At 34.3% G+C, this 18162-nt stretch carries 18 protein-coding genes; all 18 read right to left on the bottom strand.

Features of this window, described 5'->3' with window-relative positions; all coding sequences use genetic code 11:
- Positions 1 to 41: 41 nt before the first annotated feature.
- Entirely contained in the window at positions 42 to 827 is a 786-nt protein-coding gene (locus tag SPD89_RS00785) for a phosphatidate cytidylyltransferase (RefSeq protein WP_336260043.1), read from the bottom strand.
- 16 nt (positions 828 to 843) lie between these two features.
- The gene (locus SPD89_RS00790) at positions 844 to 1599 is read right to left on the bottom strand and encodes an isoprenyl transferase (RefSeq protein ID WP_336260044.1); all 756 of its coding nucleotides are present in this window, start codon (positions 1597 to 1599) and stop codon (positions 844 to 846) included.
- Between the two features lie 192 nt (positions 1600 to 1791).
- Positions 1792 to 2349 (bottom strand): ribosome recycling factor, encoded by a 558-nt coding sequence (frr, locus tag SPD89_RS00795; protein ID WP_336260045.1) that lies wholly within the window; start codon positions 2347 to 2349, stop codon positions 1792 to 1794.
- Positions 2350 to 2351: 2 nt separating this feature from the next.
- Entirely contained in the window at positions 2352 to 3074 is a 723-nt protein-coding gene (pyrH, locus tag SPD89_RS00800) for a UMP kinase (protein WP_336260222.1), read from the bottom strand.
- An 80-nt stretch (positions 3075 to 3154) separates the two neighbouring features.
- The gene (gene tsf, locus SPD89_RS00805; protein WP_336260046.1) at positions 3155 to 4039 is read right to left on the bottom strand and encodes a translation elongation factor Ts; all 885 of its coding nucleotides are present in this window, start codon (positions 4037 to 4039) and stop codon (positions 3155 to 3157) included.
- Positions 4040 to 4148: 109 nt separating this feature from the next.
- Entirely contained in the window at positions 4149 to 4916 is a 768-nt protein-coding gene (gene rpsB, locus SPD89_RS00810; RefSeq protein ID WP_336260047.1) for a 30S ribosomal protein S2, read from the bottom strand.
- Positions 4917 to 5292: 376 nt separating this feature from the next.
- A complete protein-coding gene (locus tag SPD89_RS00815; protein WP_336260048.1) occupies positions 5293 to 5445 on the bottom strand; it encodes a hypothetical protein in 153 nt (50 codons plus the stop codon).
- Positions 5446 to 5556: 111 nt separating this feature from the next.
- On the bottom strand, positions 5557 to 5706 hold the full coding sequence (locus SPD89_RS00820; protein ID WP_336260049.1) for a flagellar basal body rod protein FlgB: 150 nt from the start codon (positions 5704 to 5706) through the stop codon (positions 5557 to 5559).
- Positions 5707 to 6258: 552 nt separating this feature from the next.
- The gene (codY, locus tag SPD89_RS00825) at positions 6259 to 7035 is read right to left on the bottom strand and encodes a GTP-sensing pleiotropic transcriptional regulator CodY (RefSeq protein ID WP_336260050.1); all 777 of its coding nucleotides are present in this window, start codon (positions 7033 to 7035) and stop codon (positions 6259 to 6261) included.
- Between the two features lie 93 nt (positions 7036 to 7128).
- Positions 7129 to 8526, bottom strand: a complete 1398-nt coding sequence (gene hslU, locus SPD89_RS00830; RefSeq protein ID WP_336260051.1) for an HslU--HslV peptidase ATPase subunit — start codon at positions 8524 to 8526, stop codon at positions 7129 to 7131.
- 24 nt (positions 8527 to 8550) lie between these two features.
- Positions 8551 to 9096 (bottom strand): ATP-dependent protease subunit HslV, encoded by a 546-nt coding sequence (gene hslV, locus SPD89_RS00835; protein WP_336260052.1) that lies wholly within the window; start codon positions 9094 to 9096, stop codon positions 8551 to 8553.
- Positions 9097 to 9198: 102 nt separating this feature from the next.
- A complete protein-coding gene (xerC, locus tag SPD89_RS00840; protein ID WP_336260053.1) occupies positions 9199 to 10110 on the bottom strand; it encodes a tyrosine recombinase XerC in 912 nt (303 codons plus the stop codon).
- A gap of 208 nt (positions 10111 to 10318) precedes the next feature.
- On the bottom strand, positions 10319 to 12397 hold the full coding sequence (topA, locus tag SPD89_RS00845) for a type I DNA topoisomerase (protein ID WP_336260054.1): 2079 nt from the start codon (positions 12395 to 12397) through the stop codon (positions 10319 to 10321).
- Positions 12398 to 13111: 714 nt separating this feature from the next.
- A complete protein-coding gene (dprA, locus tag SPD89_RS00850) occupies positions 13112 to 13987 on the bottom strand; it encodes a DNA-processing protein DprA (RefSeq protein WP_336260055.1) in 876 nt (291 codons plus the stop codon).
- Between the two features lie 160 nt (positions 13988 to 14147).
- A complete protein-coding gene (gene sucD, locus SPD89_RS00855; RefSeq protein ID WP_336260057.1) occupies positions 14148 to 15050 on the bottom strand; it encodes a succinate--CoA ligase subunit alpha in 903 nt (300 codons plus the stop codon).
- Positions 15051 to 15219: 169 nt separating this feature from the next.
- Entirely contained in the window at positions 15220 to 16392 is a 1173-nt protein-coding gene (gene sucC / locus SPD89_RS00860) for an ADP-forming succinate--CoA ligase subunit beta (RefSeq protein ID WP_336260058.1), read from the bottom strand.
- Complete coding sequence (locus SPD89_RS00865) at positions 16393 to 16767, bottom strand: EscU/YscU/HrcU family type III secretion system export apparatus switch protein (RefSeq protein ID WP_336260059.1); 375 nt, start codon at positions 16765 to 16767, stop codon at positions 16393 to 16395.
- Positions 16768 to 17364: 597 nt separating this feature from the next.
- The gene (locus SPD89_RS00870) at positions 17365 to 18147 is read right to left on the bottom strand and encodes a ribonuclease HII (RefSeq protein WP_336260060.1); all 783 of its coding nucleotides are present in this window, start codon (positions 18145 to 18147) and stop codon (positions 17365 to 17367) included.
- Between the last annotated feature and the right edge of the window lie 15 nt (positions 18148 to 18162).

Consider the following 18162-nt stretch of genomic DNA (forward strand, 5'->3'; position numbering starts at 1 on the left):
CGTAAAAAGCTAAAGCACCATACTTTTTTTAGTTCAATACCTTAAAAAACCTGAATAATAAACAAAACAATTAAAACAAACAATAAACTGTCTAAACGATCTAAAATACCACCATGCCCAGGAAAGATCTTCCCAAAATCCTTCACATCATAATGTCGCTTTATCGCTGAGGCAACTAGATCTCCTAGTTGTCCAAAAATCGATATCACAACAGTTATTACGACAATTGCTAAAAACGATTTATCGAAAGGATAAACTAGTTGAAAAACAATGGACACCATTATAGCGATTATAATACCGCCCACAGCTCCTCCAATTGTTTTATTTGGGCTAATCTCAGGCCATAACTTTCTTTTTCCAAAAAATTTTCCTATAAAATAAGCGCCTGTGTCTGTTGCCCATATAATAAATAAAATAAATAAAAAATAATTTAATCCCTCTAGCCTTGTTATTAATAAATAATAAAATGCTGTACCGATATAAAGCGTAGAAAACACTAAAAAACTTGCTTGGTCAAACGTAAATTTATTTTTTGAAATTACTGTCATAACTAAAAGGATAACAACAAATAGCATAATAATATCGTATTTAGTTAGGACAAAATTTGAAACTGTTATATTTTCTCCTGGGTAAATTAGTAACCAGAGAAATATACTTGATAAAATTAAATATAAGTTATTCTGCTTTAAACCGTACATCCGAATTAACTCATATAACGCAATGGTAGCCAATAAATATGAAATTAATAAAAAAGGCCAGTTACCATATAGTATTATAGGTACAATAATAATTATTCCAATTATTGCTGTTATCAATCGCTGTTTCACTAAAGCGTCAACTCCCTCATATTCCTCCGTATCTTCTTTTTCGGCTTTGATAATCACAGAGAGCTTGTTTAAATATTTCCTCATTAAAATCAGGCCATAATGTGTCTGTGAACCAAAATTCCGAATAAGCTAGTTGCCACAACAAAAAATTACTTAATCGCTGTTCGCCGCTAGTACGGATGAGTAAATCAGGATCTTGTAAATCTTTTGTATATAAATATTTTGTTAGCGTATTTTCATCAAGAGATTCTTTATCGATTTTTCCACTTTCTACATCACTAATGATATGTTTCATCGCACGAACCATCTCATATCTACTTCCATAATTTATAGCAAAATTCAACAAAAGTCCATCATTATTTTTCGTTTTTTCTTTTGCATATTGAATTGCCTTTTTTGTATGATCTGGTAATGAATTAAATTCTCCGATTGTATTTATTTTTACATTATTTTCCATCAATTGAGGTAAATAGATATGTAAAAATTCTTTTGGGAGTCTCATTAAGAAATCTACTTCAAGCTTCGGTCGTTTCCAATTTTCTGTCGAAAAAGCATACAGTGTTAAAATTTTAACTTGATACTTTACTGCTGCACGGACAATTCTTTGAACTACATCCATTCCTTCTTTATGTCCTGCAATTCGGGGTAGTCCTTTTTTGCTAGCCCATCTGCCATTTCCATCCATAATGATGGCAACATGGTCCGGTATGTTATCTATAATAATTTCGTCTTGCGTTTGTTTACTATTAAAAAAAGGTAACCTCATAGACATCATTTGTCCCCCAAAAGGATTAAACTCTAACCTAACTACAATAAATCCCTTCATAATACTATATGAAAATTTACAAGAATTAATATGTAATTAACGTTATTTCGAGTAGAAATCCTAAGTTGTTATTTAAAATTATAATCGATAATCATTTAAAAAGTGAAATAAAAGCCCTCTTAAAACAAGAGGGCTATTTTACACTTCCATAATTTCTTCTTCTTTGCTTTTAGCCAGCTGATCGATCTCTTCGATAAATTTATCTGTTTCTTTTTGAACATTATCTTGATACGTTCTTAATTCGTCTTCTGTAATACTTGCGTCTTTTTCTAACTTTTTTAGTTGATCGTTTGCTTCACGACGTAAATTCCTTATTTGAACACGAGATTCTTCTGCATATTTTCCGACTACTTTTGTTAGTTCTTTTCTTCTTTCTTCCGTTAAAGCGGGGATGTTTATTCGAATAACATTACCGTCACTGGATGGTGAAAGTCCTAGATCTGCTTTTTGAATCGCTTTTTCCATTTCTCCAATTGCAGTCTTATCAAAAGGTGTAATGACAAGTAATCTTGCTTCTGGCGCTCCCACCTGTGCTAATTGATTTAGTGGTGTTGCTGCCCCGTAATAATCAACAAATACATTATCTAAAAGACTTGGATTCGCTCGTCCTGCTCGAACTGTTGCTAAATTTCTTCTAAAAGCTTGGACTGCCGTTTCCATTTTATCACGCATAGCTTTTAAAACATCACTTGGCATTCTTATTTCCCCCTTATCGTTGTCCCTAGAACTTCGCCTTCGACAACCCTTTTAATATTTCCTTCTTCCGTAATTGAAAACACGATCAATGGTATGTCATTATCCATACATAAAGATGAAGCAGTAGAATCCATTACTTCAAGTCCTTCATTTAGCATGTCCATATAAGATAGTTTATCATATTTTTTCGCTTGTTTGTTAACTTTAGGGTCATCACTGTATACACCGTCAACGTTATTTTTCGCCATTAATATCACTTCAGCTTCTATTTCAGCAGCTCTTAAAGCAGCTGTTGTATCGGTTGAAAAGTAAGGATTTCCAGTACCCGCAGCAAAAATTACAACGCGTTTTTTCTCCAAATGTCGAATTGCTTTTCTTCTAATATAAGGCTCGGCAACTTGTCTCATCTCGATAGAAGTTTGTACCCTTGTTGGTATCCCCATCGATTCTAAACTATCCTGAAGGGCAAGAGAATTCATCACAGTTGCTAACATTCCCATATAGTCTGCATTAGCCCTGTCCATTCCCATTTCGCTACCAACTTTACCGCGCCAAATATTACCACCGCCAACAACAATAGCAATTTCAGTCCCTAATTCCGCAACTTCCTTTACTTGCTCAGCTATTGATTGAATTACTGTAGGCTCAATTCCATATCCTTTATCCCCACTAAGAGCTTCTCCACTTAACTTTAGTACAATTCTTCGATAACGCGCCGTCATAATAACCTCCAAAAAATATAATGATCTATGTAATTATATCATGAAGAAATAGGGAACACCATTGTGCTCCCTATTCATTTGGATTATTTCTTCATTTGACTCATAACTTCTTCTGCAAAGTCTTCTTCTTTCTTCTCAATACCTTCTCCAACTTCGTAACGTACAAATTGTTTAACAGTTGCTCCTTGATCTGCAACAAACTTTTTAACTTTTACATCAGAATCTTTTACAAATTGTTGATCGAGTAGACAAATTTCTTCAAAGAACTTACCTAGTCGACCTTCGACCATTTTTTCAACAATATGCTCAGGTTTACCTTCATTTAGTGCTTGCTCTTTTAAGATTTCTCTTTCACGGTTAACCTCATCTTCTGCTACATCTTCCCTTGCAACGTACTTAGGGTTTGCTGCCGCAATATGCATTGCAACATCTTTAGCAACTTCTTCGTCTTTTGTTCCTTCCAATAAAACAAGTGCACCAATACGACCCCCCATATGAAGGTATGAACCAAATACATCATTATCTGATTTACTTAGTAGGGCAAAACGGCGTAATGTAATTTTTTCACCAATTGTTGCTACAGCTGAGTTGATATATTCTTCAACAGTTTGGTTTGAATCAGCGAGATTTTGTTGAAGCACTTCATCCAAGTTCGCTGGTTTTTCATTAACAATATGTTTTGCAAGATCAGTAACTAAAGATTGGAAGTTTTCATTTTTTGTAACAAAGTCTGTTTCACAGTTAACTTCTAAAAGAACTGCGTCGTTCCCATTTATTTCAATAAAAGTAGTTCCTTCTGCAGCAATACGGCCAGCTTTTTTGGCAGCTTGTGCAGCACCACTTTTACGTAAAAAGTCAATAGCTTCTTCCATATTACCATTTGTTTCAGTTAGTGCTTTCTTACAATCCATCATACCAGCACCAGTTTTTTCACGTAATTCTTTAACCATTTTTGCAGTAATCGCCATTGAAAATCCTCCTATGTTTTTTATCATTGTAGTCATTTAAGACATTTTCCAAAACAATTAATCTGTAAAAAAGGTGATAAAAGGTTATCCCCTTATCACCTCCACCAACTTACTCTTCTACAGCAACTTCTTCTGCTTTTTCTTCTATATTTTGATTAGCTTCATCTGCCACTTCTTCTTGTTCATCTATTTCAGTGCCTTGTCTTCCTTCTACAACAGCATCTGCCATTTTAGATGTTAGTAATTTCACCGCACGAATCGCATCATCATTAGCCGGTATTACATAATCGATTTCATCTGGATCACAGTTTGTATCAACAATCCCAATAATCGGTATGTTTAACTTACGTGCTTCAGCAATTGCAATGCTCTCTTTACGTGGGTCGATTACAAAAAGAGCATCCGGTAACTTTTTCATATCTTTAATTCCGCCTAAAAATTTCAATAGACGCTCTTTTTCTTTTAGTAATTCTACAGTTTCTTTCTTCGGAAGTACGTCAAATGTACCGTCTTCTTCCATACGTTCAATATCTTTTAATCGATTAATTCTTTTACGGATAGTTCGGAAGTTTGTTAATGTCCCACCAAGCCAACGTTGGTTTACATAAAACATACCAGAACGATTTGCTTCCTCACGGACTGATTCTTGTGCCTGTTTTTTTGTTCCAACAAATAAAACAGTGCCTCCGTCAGCAGATAATTGTCTTACAAAATTATATGCTTCCTCAATTTTCTTGACCGTCTTCTGTAAATCGATAATATAAATTCCGTTTCTTTCTGTGAAAATGTATTTTTTCATTTTCGGGTTCCAGCGACGTGTTTGGTGTCCAAAATGAACTCCAGCTTCTAATAATTGTTTCATTGATATAACTGACATTCTATTTCCTCCTTTGGTTTTTCCTCCGTTTAAATCTTATTTGTACACAACCAAAACTAGGGCACCAATGTACAAATCATTAAACGTGTGTAATATAGTAGGTCAATTATCACCATTGTTAAATTACCATACTGAAAATAATTTATCAAGTTTTATCTATTAATTGTTATTCATTTTTACAATTAGTTCAATTTCTGTTTTTCCCATTATTTATTTTTCGGGCAATTTTTTCTATAGGTACTCCTTGATGAAAAAGGTTTAATATTTCTCCGATAGTAGATGTTTCTATTTTATCATTTAGGCTTTTCTGGCATGTGAACAGGTAAATCAATTGGTTTATATATATCCCTACTTGTTGAAGCATACTCTTCTTTCTTTATCGGTTAGCTGTAGGTGTTTTCTCTTTTAATTGTTTTTGTAGTCGTTCATTTTCTAATTTGATAACAATATTATTATTATCTACTTTAACATGAATATTCTCATGTTTTTTTGAAATTTTCCGTTCAGATTTCAAACGATATAACGACATTTGGAATACATAATCTCTTTTACTTTTAAACATGCTTGATCATTATTTTCAAGTTGTAAATCGAAGGTGTCTTGGATGAGTTTAGTTGTATCCATTATCTGTTCAATAGCATTATTTAAAAACATTCTTAAACACAACATCTTGAGATTTATAATTCGGTGCGTCTACATTTGCAATGTTATTTGATATAATTTTGTTTCTTGCACTTGAGTAATTTAAGACCGATTCTAACGTACTAATTATTTGATCAAATAATTTCATTAACAGATTCTCCTAAAAAAGTCTCATTAAATATAATGCATTTCTTGTCATATTTTATCAAATTTAACATTATTTAAATGATATCTAAAGTCCACTACTAATCGCAAAAAAAGCGATACCTTTTTGAATAAATGAGCATTTATGATTATGTTTATTTCAAGTTTTTTACATATTCATTAAAATTTTAAGTTTAATTACCTATTAATACATTAAAAGTTTACCCGATATTAGAGGATGTTCAAAAAGTCCGTAAAAATGACACTGCGAATTTCTTCGTTGGATTGTTTCTCCGCTACTCATGTATCTAAATGCATACATTCCGCTGCTCCGCCGCATCGAACTTCTTGATCCTTTTTATCTTCCTTTTGAACACGCACTATTAGAGAAAAGGTTAAAAGTACTAAATTGGAAAATACTACTTTTTATAATCTAGTACAAAATATCTTAGAAAACTAAGGTAGTAGGAAAATTTTCCTATCCGCCAAATACATTGCATGAAAAAACAGCCTCATCTGGTGGCTGTTTTTTCGCATTGCTTTAATTACTTTTTAATTAGTTCTTAATTTTTTCAAGTTCTGCTAAAAACTTTTCATTTAACACTTTAATATAAGTACCTTTCATTCCCAATGATCTCGATTCGATTACCCCTGCACTTTCAAGCTTTCTTAGTGCATTAACTATAACAGACCGGGTAATTCCTACACGATCAGCAATCTTACTTGCTACCAGTAAACCTTCTTTTCCATTTAGTTCCTCAAAAATATGTTCAATCGCTTCTAATTCACTAAAAGAAAGGGAGCTAATTGCCATTTGAACAACTGCTTTACTTCTTGCTTCCAATTCAATTTCTTCTGCCTTCCCTTGAAGAATTTCCATTCCTACAACGGTTGCACCATATTCAGCTAACACTAAATCATCATCGTTAAAGCTTCCAGCAAGCCTTCCTATTACCAGTGTACCTATACGTTCTCCACCGCCGACAATAGGCACAATTGTTGTTAATCCATCTTTGAACAACTCTCTATTTTCATATGGGAAAACTGTATAAATACTATTTGTATCGATATTTGCAGTTGTTTCTTGAAGATTTAATAATTCCTTTGTATATTCTTCTGGAAACTGTCTTTCTTCTAACATATTTTTCATTCGTTCGTTTTCAATATCTTGGTTAATTGCAACTCCTAGTAATTTACCTCTTCTACTGAGCACAAAAACATTTCCATTAATAACTTCTGATAATGTTTTTGCCACATCGTTAAAATTGACTGGTTTTCCTGCTGCTTTCTGTAATAATGCATTAATTTTTCTAGTTCTCTCTAAAAGATTCATTGCTTCCATCCTCCGTTATACTCTTGTAATGTTTTCTGCATTTTCCAATTTAATGGAATTTTTGTTTTATAGCTCTATTCTGTCTGTTTATTTTTATAATATAAATTGACTAAGGTTTTTATCTACTACAATATTGTTTAATTTATCATTTACATAATCTGTTGTTATTTTTATAGTCTCTAAATTGATATCTGGAGCCTCAAATGATAAATCTTCCAATAACTTTTCTAAAATGGTGTGTAATCTTCTTGCTCCAATATTATCTGAATCTTGATTCACTTGAAAAGCAATTTCAGCTAATCTATTCACAGCTTCGTCCGTAAACTCTACATTTATACCTTCAGTTGCAATTAAAGCCTTATATTGTGTTAAAAGTGCATTAGAAGGTTCAGTTAAAATTCGTTTAAAGTCTTCTACGGTTAGTTTATTAAATTCTACTCGTACCGGAAAACGCCCTTGTAATTCAGGAATTAAATCCGATGGTTTCGCCATATGAAAGGCACCTGCTGCAAAAAATAATATATGGTCGGTTTTTACAGAACCGTATTTTGTAATTACTGTTGATCCCTCAACAATTGGCAAAATATCCCGTTGCACCCCTTCTCTAGATACTCCAGGGCCTTGTTGATCTTTCCCAACTACTTTATCTATTTCATCTATAAAGACGATTCCTGCTTGTTCCGCACGATTGATAGCTTCCTGCTGTGCTTCTTCCATATCAATCATTTTTTGTGCTTCTTGTTGAGTTAAGACTTTCCTAGCTTCCTTCACTGGAAGTTTTCTCTTTTTCACTTTACTTGGTAATAACTGACCAAAAGCATCTTGCATATTCATACCCATTTGTTCCATACCCGAACCTTGTAGCATGTCAAACATAGAAGGTGCTTGTTCTTCAATTTCTACTTGCACTATTTTGTCCTCGAGTTCACCTAGGGCCAACATCTTGGTAATTTTTTGTCTTTTTTCAAAAATCTCATTTTGTTGGTTACTATCCGTTTGATTATTTGTCTCTTGATCATCCATATTTGGAAACAACATTTCAAATGGATTTTTCATCGTTTTTTGTTTCTTTGCATCTGGAACGAGTAATTTTACTAACTTTTTATTCGCTTCTTCCATTGCCTTTTCTTTTACTGCTTCCATTTTTTCTTCTTTCACAATCCGCATGGCCGCTTCGGCCAAATCTCGAATCATGGATTCAACATCACGACCTACATAACCAACTTCTGTAAATTTTGTTGCTTCTACTTTAACAAATGGCGCTTTAACAAGTTTTGCTAACCGTCTAGCCACTTCTGTTTTCCCGACACCTGTGGGACCAATCATTAAAATATTTTTAGGGACTACTTCATCTTTTATCGAGTCATCTAATTGCATTCGACGAAATCTATTTCTAAGTGCTACCGCAACAGAACGTTTTGCCTCTTGTTGACCAACAATATATCGATCTAGTTTCTCTGCGATTTCCCTAGGAGTATAATTTACTTCCATTACCTTATTCCTCCTTTAAAGAAGTTACTCTAACACTTGAGTCGTTAAATAACCATTCGTATACACACAAATTTCACTTGCAATTTCCAGCGACGCTCTAGCGATTTCCTCTGCTGTTAAATTAGGAGAATATTTCGCTAACGCCCTTCCTGCACTTAAAGCATAGTGTCCACCAGATCCAATAGCGAGTATACCATCATCCGGCTCAATCACTTCCCCCGTGCCTGATACTAAAAACATATGATCTTTATTCATGACAATTAGCATTGCCTCAAGCTTCCGCAACACTTTATCACTACGCCATTCTTTCGCTAATTCAACAGCGGATCTCATTAAATTCCCATTATACTGCTCGAGTTTACCTTCAAATTTTTCAAATAAAGTAAAAGCATCTGCAACTGATCCAGCAAACCCTGCAATTACTTGCCCTTTAAATAAAGTACGCACCTTTTCTGCTTTGTGTTTCATCACAACAGCATTCCCTAAGGTAACTTGACCGTCACCGCACATTGCACTTTTACCGTTATGTTGAATCGCAAATATCGTCGTAGCATGTAATTCATTTGACATTGTCCACCGCTCCTTAGATAATTAGGGATTCGCCATGGCTTTATGGAGAAAGCCTTATTTAATTAAGAACATGTTATTTTTGCTATCCGCTTAGTAAAGTGTCTACTTCCTATTCGCTCGTGGATGACTGTTCATATATACATTTCGCAATCTGTCTTTCGTCACATGAGTATAGATTTGTGTAGAAGACAAATTTTCATGACCTAACAACTCTTGAACTGAGCGCAAATCTGCTCCTTCATTAAGTAAATGAGTAGCAAAAGTGTGACGCAGTTTATGTGGATGCATATGAACGGTAAGTGAAGTCTTTTTAATCATTTGGTTTAAAATATAATAGATCCCTCTTGATGTAATCGGATTTCCACGAACATTTAAAAAAACAAAATCTGTTTTTGTACTTGATTTACTTAATAATTTAAGTCTCCCATCCTTAATATATGTTTGCAAAGCATCCTGTGCATATTGTCCAAATGGAAGGATTCTTTCCTTTCTGCCCTTACCGATTACGTTTATTATTCCGACAGAAAAGTCAATATTTTGTAATGTAAGTCCTTCACATTCACTGACCCTAATACCAGTTGCGTAAATTAATTCAAGAACTGCTTGATCCCTTTGACCCAATGGAGTTGCTAGATCACTTACCTCAAACAATTCAGATAATTCCTCTTGGTAAAAAAAGCTCGGAATATGTTTATCTTGTTTTGGTAATGGAATGTGAATAAACGGATTCTGTTCAATGATTTGCTCGATCTCTAAAAATGAAAAAAACGATCGTAAACAGGATAGTGTTCTAGACACCGATTTCCGGCTAAGTTTCCTGTCATATAGTTTTGTTAAAAAAACCCTTACTGTTTGTTGATCTACTTCAGACAAATCACGAATCGCTTCATTTTCTAAAAAATGAGCAAATAATAGAATATCTTGGGTATAAAATGTAATTGTATAATCCGATACATTTTTTTCAACTTCTAAGTATTGAATAAAATTTTTTAGAGAGTCGTTTAAGATAGTCATCGTCCGCTCCACTAGTTCTTATTTAAGACCTAATCCATCATATCATATTTGAAAATCACTATCAATAAACTTAACTAAATTGTAACAAAATTCAGAATTACCCTTAAAAAAATAATGTTTGGAACATTGTATCGTTCTGTAATACAATATCCCAAACAAAAATTCTACTCTTTTAATTTGTAATAGTCAATTGAAACGCATGATTTGATTATGATTGTGCTTCCTCTTTATAATCACAGTTGCTACATTTTATTTGCACTTGTTTTTTTGTTCTTTTCTCAACTAAAAACTCATTACATTTTGGACAGCTTCGATTAATCGGTTTATCCCAAGAAACGAACTCACACTCAGGATACGAATCACAGCCGTAAAAGACTCGATTCTTTTTTGATTTACGCTCAACAATCTCGCCTTTTTTACATAAAGGACAAGTAACTCCAATCTTTTTTAAAATTGGTTTTGTATTTCTGCAGTCAGGGAAATTAGAACATGCCATAAACTTTCCGTATCGTCCCATTTTATAGACCATTGGAGACCCACATTTTTCACAATCTATACCTGCTGGTTCATCTTTTATTTCAATTTCTTTCATCTCGTCTTCTGCTTTCTCAAGACGTAACTCAAAATCTTTATAAAAGTCATCAATGATGTTAATCCATCCGACCTTTCCCTCTTCAATTAGATCTAAATTATCTTCCATTTGAACGGTGAAATCAACATTCGTTATTTCAGGGAAATATTCCTCTAATATTTCAGTTACAATTTCTCCAATTTCAGTTGGAACGAACCTTCGGTTATCCAAGCGCACATACCCTCTTCTTTGGATCGTGTCAAGGGTAGGAGCATAGGTTGATGGCCGACCAATGCCTTGCTTTTCTAAAGTTCCAACCAATGTGGCTTCTGTGTAACGTGGTGGTGGTTGCGTAAAATGTTGATTTGGTTGTAAGTCTTTAAAGTTAATCAATTCACCTTCTTCTAGGTCAGGTAAATATTTTTCTTCATCTTTTTTTCCATGGTCCGTTCCTTCTATATAAACAGTCATAAACCCTTTAAATTTAATTTTTGATCCAGTTGCACGGAATTCTACACCGTTATTTAGCAAATGAACTGTCATTGTATCCATAACCGCTGGAGCCATTTGGCTTGCTAAAAAACGATCATAAATTAATTTATATAATTTAAGTTGATCATTTGATAAGATTCCTTTTAGTGAGCTTGGTTCTCTTAACACAGATGTTGGTCTGATTGCTTCATGAGCATCTTGTGCTCCTTCTTGCTGTTTTCCTTTTGGAGAAGCTCCAATGTAATTTTTACCGAATTTTTCTTCTATATAAGCAATCGTTTCGCTTCTAGCCGATGCAGAAATACGAGTAGAATCTGTACGCATATACGTAATCAGCCCTGTAATTCCACCCGATTTTCTTCCTAAGTCAATCCCTTCGTATAATTGTTGGGCAATCATCATTGTTTTTCTTGCTCTAAAATTTAATTTTCTTGCAGCTTCTTGTTGTAGAGTGGACGTAATAAACGGTCTGGCAGGGTTCCGTCTTCGCTCACGTTTATTCACTTTATCAATTTTAAATTGTTTTTCTGTCAACCTATTTAAAATATCTTTTACTTCTTGCTCATTTTTTAATTCTAGTTTTTTGCCTTCAATTCCGTAAAATTTCCCGATAAAATTATCTTTCTCCTTAAGAAATGTACCCTCTATAGACCAATATTCTTCTGGTACAAAATTCTTTATTTCATTTTCACGATCGATAATTAATTTAACAGCAACTGATTGAACTCTTCCAGCACTTAGTCCCCTTTTCACTTTCTTCCATAATAACGGACTAATATTATAACCAACTAGACGGTCTAAAACTCGTCTTGCTTGCTGTGCATCTACAAGATTATAATCAATTTTTCTAGGATGTTTAAAAGATTCTTTAATTGCATCTTTTGTAATTTCATTAAATACAACACGACACTTAGAGTCCTCATCTATTTTTAATGCGTGGGCAAGATGCCATGCGATCGCTTCTCCTTCTCGATCCGGGTCAGCTGCTAAATACACTTTTGTTGCTTTTTTAGCTTCTTTACGGAGTTCTTTTAGAATATCTCCTTTTCCCCGAATCGTGATGTATTTAGGTTTGTATTCTGCTTCCACATCAACACCCATTTGACTTTTAGGTAAATCAATTACATGTCCCATTGATGCTTTTACTTTATACTTTTTTCCAAGATAACGTTCAATTGTTTTAGCTTTTGCGGGTGATTCTACAATGACAAGATAATTTGACATATTAATTCGTTCCTTCCATAAACTTGAGGTTTAACTGTATTTTATTATTTATATTTTGCTATTTTTTAAAATGTTACCATATATATAATCCAAAAACTGTCCAATAACTTGAGTAATTTTCTTTGTAAATATCATACAAAGTTGCGATGTAAATACCGCTACGGAAATACACTCCGCTTTCCACGGGCGGCTGATGAGCCTCCTCGTCGCTTCGCTCCTGCGTAGTCTCACCGAGGCCTTTCCTCCCGTAGGAGTCTCCGTGTATTTCCTTCGCTGTGATGTGCATAGTAACAACTCCGCTCCGTTTGATACTACTATTATAATGGTTGATTGGAGCCGGAGGGCAGTCGACTCCTGCGGGAAAAGCACGTGTCTAAAGACCCCGCAGGAAGCGGTTTTCTTCCGAGGAGGGCTGAAGCCGTGCCTAAGGATGCGCGAACTGTCCGGAGGCGAAATCAACGAAGCTGTTACTAATTTACAAATTTTCACTACTGCACAGTATCCTTCAACTGTGAAAGTATCAAAAAGCATACGTAAGAAAAGTGCCATTTACTATTGTATTAAAACATGTTTGTTAATAAATTGAAATCTCCACTAATAGTAAGGAGATAGAATGGTTTTGTCAAATATAGCGAATATATTCTGCGTATATTTGTAACACAACATTGACAATCATACATGATTTTATGCAATTAAACATCAAATAAATCCTTCTCATAAATATTTCCATTCTTCTAAAATGTCCTCTGCACATCTTATTAATTTGGCTCCATCTTGGATCATTTTATGACACCCGACAGTTTCGGGAATAAAAGGAGCGCCTGGAACTGCATATACATCTTTTCCTTGTTCAAGCGCTTGATCGACAGTAATGAGTGTTCCACTTTTTTCAGTTGCTTCAATAACTAATGTCGCTTTCGTTATACCGCTTATGATCCGGTTTCTTTCTGGGAAATGATGTCGCTTAGGTGAAATATTTGGTGGATATTCTGTCAAAACTAATCCTATTTTTACAATTTGTTTAAACAATGATATATTTTGTTTCGGATAAATATGATAAAAACCACTTCCTAATATGGATATCGTTTTCCGTTTATACTGAAGAGTAAGTTGATGTGCTAAACTATCAATTCCGTAAGCAAGTCCACTTACAATTAACCAATCTTTATCTAGTAATGGTCCAATGATATGTCGTAACTTTCTAGGAGCATCTACTGTAGGTTTTCTCGTTCCTATAACACTAATGGATGGTAAATGGTGACCTAATGATAAATCTCCTAATGCGTATAAAACTAAAGGTGCATCATAAATATTTTTCAATAACGGAGGGTATTCTTTATCATATTTCGTAACTATATGACATAACTTTTCATCTTCATTAAGCATTGATTTTATCTCTACATTTCGAATCTGTTGATAAATTAGGGTTGCTTCCTTTATGGATATTGAAAAGAATTGACTTATTTCTGAAGGAGTGAAGGAAAAGAGGCTTAATAATGTGTCGTCAAATTGTTCTAATTTATATATCATTCGACGGGTAACAGATGGAATACGATGTAATAATATTAATCTTCTGCGAACAGAATTCAATTATTCACTTCCTTTTTTATAGTAATAGGAGAACCTATAAGTTAGGTTCTCCATGATGTATAGTTTAACAAAATATTCTTATATTGTTAAGGTATTCTTTTTTAGATCGCTACAATTTACAGGTTGTCGCCCTCTTTACCTGTAAGGTGACCCTCGCTTTCTAATGTGTTTTACATTTTTCTGCTAGGCCTGTCTCTTTTAATAAACTGATCATAGTCTCACCCATTTTTGCAGGAGATTCAGCTACTTTAATACCACATTCAGCCATAACACGTTTCTTTTCTTTCGCTGTTCCTTCTCCACCGGAAATAATCGCTCCTGCATGTCCCATTCTTTTTCCTGGAGGTGCTGTAGCTCCACCGATAAATCCGGCTACTGGCTTTTTCATATTTTCCTTGATCCATTTAGCTGCCTGTTCTTCAGCAGTTCCGCCGATTTCACCAATCATCATAACAGCATATGTTTCTGGGTCGTTATTAAACTCTTCTAAAACATCAATAAACGATGTCCCATTGACTGGGTCTCCCCCAATTCCTACCGCTGTAGTTTGACCATATCCTGCTTCAGATAGCTGATGTACCGCTTCGTATGTTAATGTTCCTGAACGAGATACAACTCCAATATGACCTTTTTTATGAATATATCCAGGCATAATTCCAATTTTACATTCTTCGGCAGTAATAACACCCGGACAATTTGGCCCAATTAATCTTGTGTTTTTATCTTTCATAAAATCTTTCACTTTAATCATATCGGTAATTGGAATATGTTCAGTAATACAGATTGTAAGATCAATACCCGCATCAGTTGCTTCCATGATTGCATCGGCTGCAAATGGAGCTGGGACATAAATAATGGATACGGTCGCACCTGTAGTTTTAACAGCATCTTCCACCGTATTAAAAACAGGTACACCTAATACGGTAGTCCCACCTTTTGCAGGGGTCACTCCACCTACAATTTTTGTACCATATTTCAACATTTGTTCTGTGTGATCCATCCCTGCAGAACCTGTAATTCCTTGCACAATTACTTTCGTATCTTTATCGACATATATACTCATTTTTGGAAACGTCCTTTCTGTCTCTTTTACCTATTATCTAACTCCAGTGTCCAGTAACTAACACATCTTTTGACCACATGACGTGCAATTCCAGACGGAATCACAATGTTTGTCCACCGAGTAAGTCTAGGTGCAGGATGTGGTGCTTTTAGTCGCGGAACACTTGATATTATTTTACAGTTGCTTTTACCATATTAACGATCTTTTCTGCCCCATCACCCATCGAATCAGCTGCGGTAATATTTAAACCTGAATCATTTAATAATTGCTTCCCTTTTTCGACATTCGTTCCTTCTAATCGAACGACGAGCGGAATTTTTAAATCAAATTGTTTTGTCGCTGAAATAATTCCTTGAGCAATATAGTCACATTTCATAATTCCGCCAAACACATTAACAAGGATACCCTTAACTTTTGGATCTGATAAAATAATCTTAAAAGCTTCTGCAACTTTTTCAGGAGTAGCATCTCCGCCGACATCTAAAAAGTTTGCTGGGCTTCCACCTTCATACTTAATAATGTCCATGGTAGCCATAGCGAGACCAGCTCCATTAACCATACAGCCAATGTCTCCATCAAGCTGGATATAACTTAAATCATACTTTGATGCTTCAATTTCGTTACGATCTTCTTCGTCTAAATCACGTAATTCTAAAACATCTTTTTGACGATACAATGCGTTACTATCAAAATTCATCTTCGCATCAAGAGCTAATACGTCCCCTTCTTTTGTAGTCACAAGAGGGTTAATTTCAGCTATCATACAGTCTTTTTCAATAAAAGCTTTATATAGATTTACCATTAAATTAGCAACTTTATTAATAACTTTGTTTGGAAAATTTAAATTAAAAGCAAGTCTTCTTGCCTGAAATCCAGTTAATCCAATTGCTGGATCAATTACTTCTTTAAAGATTTTCTCGGGTGTTTTTGCAGCTACTTCTTCAATCTCCATTCCACCCTCTTCAGAACCCATAAGGACAATCTTGGAAATATTACGATCGAGCACGAGACCAAGATAATATTCTTTATCAATATTACATCCCTCTTCAATTAATAGACGCTTTACTTCTTTTCCTTCTGGTCCTGTTTGAGGGGTAACGAGCACTTTTCCTAAAATTTCTTTTGCATATGCTCTTACTTCATGTAAGTTATGTGCTACTTTTACTCCACCAGCCTTACCACGGCCTCCAGCATGAATTTGTGCTTTAACAACTGTGACATCACTACCAATTCGTTTCGCATATTCAACAGCTTCATCAATGGAATATGCAACATGTCCATTTGGTACGTTTACTCCATACTGTCTTAATATGTCTTTACCTTGATACTCATGTATGTTCATCTAAATGCCTCCGTTTTTAAAAATTGACTGCATTCTTATTGTAATAAAAAAGATAAAATTAAACAAAGAATAAGCTATAATTATCTTACTCGATTCATTTTTCTTATTGTTTTCAACTTCTTGATCCAAATTATATACAAAGGCAAATACTTCTGCCACAGCTTCATACAATTCTGTCGGTATAGCTTCGTAAATGTTAAAATCAGATAGTAGTTCAACTAATGAAGCATCTTCAAGTATTGGTACATTATTTTCTTTAGCTTTTTCAATAATATGATCTGCTATTAAGCCCTCTCCTTGCGCCGTCACCTTAGGAGAGGTATCTATATTTTGCTCATATGATAAAGTGGTAGCCTTTTTATCTTTTTCCTTCATATCCGAAAATCAAATTCTTTTTTATATAACTTACTCTCCTTCTCCAGAAATTATAAATGGTCATGCTTCTTTTCCAGATAAAGTGATTAACAAGTTAGGGAAGATAAATGATAATCCATTTATGTACATTTTCAGTTAAAACTTGCTTTAGCTAGTTCATATTATTATCTTGGCTACTAAATGAAGAATCATTATAAATCGTTACTGAAATTACTCTTCTTTGTATATTTATATCGATTATCATTTCCTCTAAATTCCGTAAATGAAGGATAAACAGCACGTGATAAAACTCGAGATCAAGATTTCCTCTGGAGTTTTTCTCCGTGAACCTCTCCACCTAAATCGAAGATTTTGGTGGAGCTTCCCTTGACTTAAATACAGCTATACTTAACGCAATTTTCACTTAAAAAATAACTTTCACCAATTTTTAATGGAGTAGTTATCTCAGCAATTAGTTTATTTGTACCTATTTGTATCTCAGCCTGATTATTTGGAAAGAACTTCACAATTTTTCCTTGGACGATTTGTCCATCCCGTAAAACAAATACTCTGTTTTGAGGTGTATTAAGTTTTTTCTACCTATCCCCAAAATCCCCATCAAGACAACTCCTTTCTGAACGTCATTTGTACTGGGGAAAAGCTTTTGCGATGTTCCACGGTCGGACCATATTTTTTAAGTGCAGTTATATGTTGTTTTGTACCATACCCCTTATTTTTATTAAAATTATACTCTGGATATTTTTTATGTAGTTCTTCCATTATTTTATCCCTAGTTACTTTAGCTAATATACTTGCAGAAGCTATTGCTAAACTTTTCTCATCTCCTTTAATAATTGATTGAGTTGGAAAGTTTAATCCCGCTAATTTCACTGCATCAATCAAAGCTATTTGCGGAATGAAATCAAGACTTTCTAAAGCTCTAGTCATTGCTTGTTTCGTCGCTTCAAAAATGTTAAGTTGATCAATTTCTTGGGCTTGGACGATTGATATCGAGTAACTTATCGCATTTTCAGTAATTTGTTTAAACAATATGTTTCTTTCAACTTCCGATATTTGTTTAGAATCATCTATTCCTAAGTATTCAAAATTACGAGGTAAGATGACAGCTGCTGCTACTACTGGACCCGCTAATGGTCCACGCCCCGCCTCATCAACTCCAGCTAATAAATCATTTTCACTTAACCGAAACTGGTCTTCAAACTGTTTTTTTAACAAAAGTTCTTTTTTGAGTTTTTCTTCCTTCATTTTTTGTTTATCATGTATTGCGAGCAGCCGTTGTACTCCTTTACGAGAATCGCTTCTTAATTGTTCAATTATTTTATCATCAATATGCTCTGATTGAAAAATTTCTTTTATTTTATGTATTGGTTTTGTCTTCATAGCTACCTCCTAAGA

The sequence above is a fragment of the Pseudogracilibacillus sp. SO30301A genome (assembly GCF_037072025.1).
Classification (GTDB): domain Bacteria; phylum Bacillota; class Bacilli; order Bacillales; family Amphibacillaceae; genus Pseudogracilibacillus.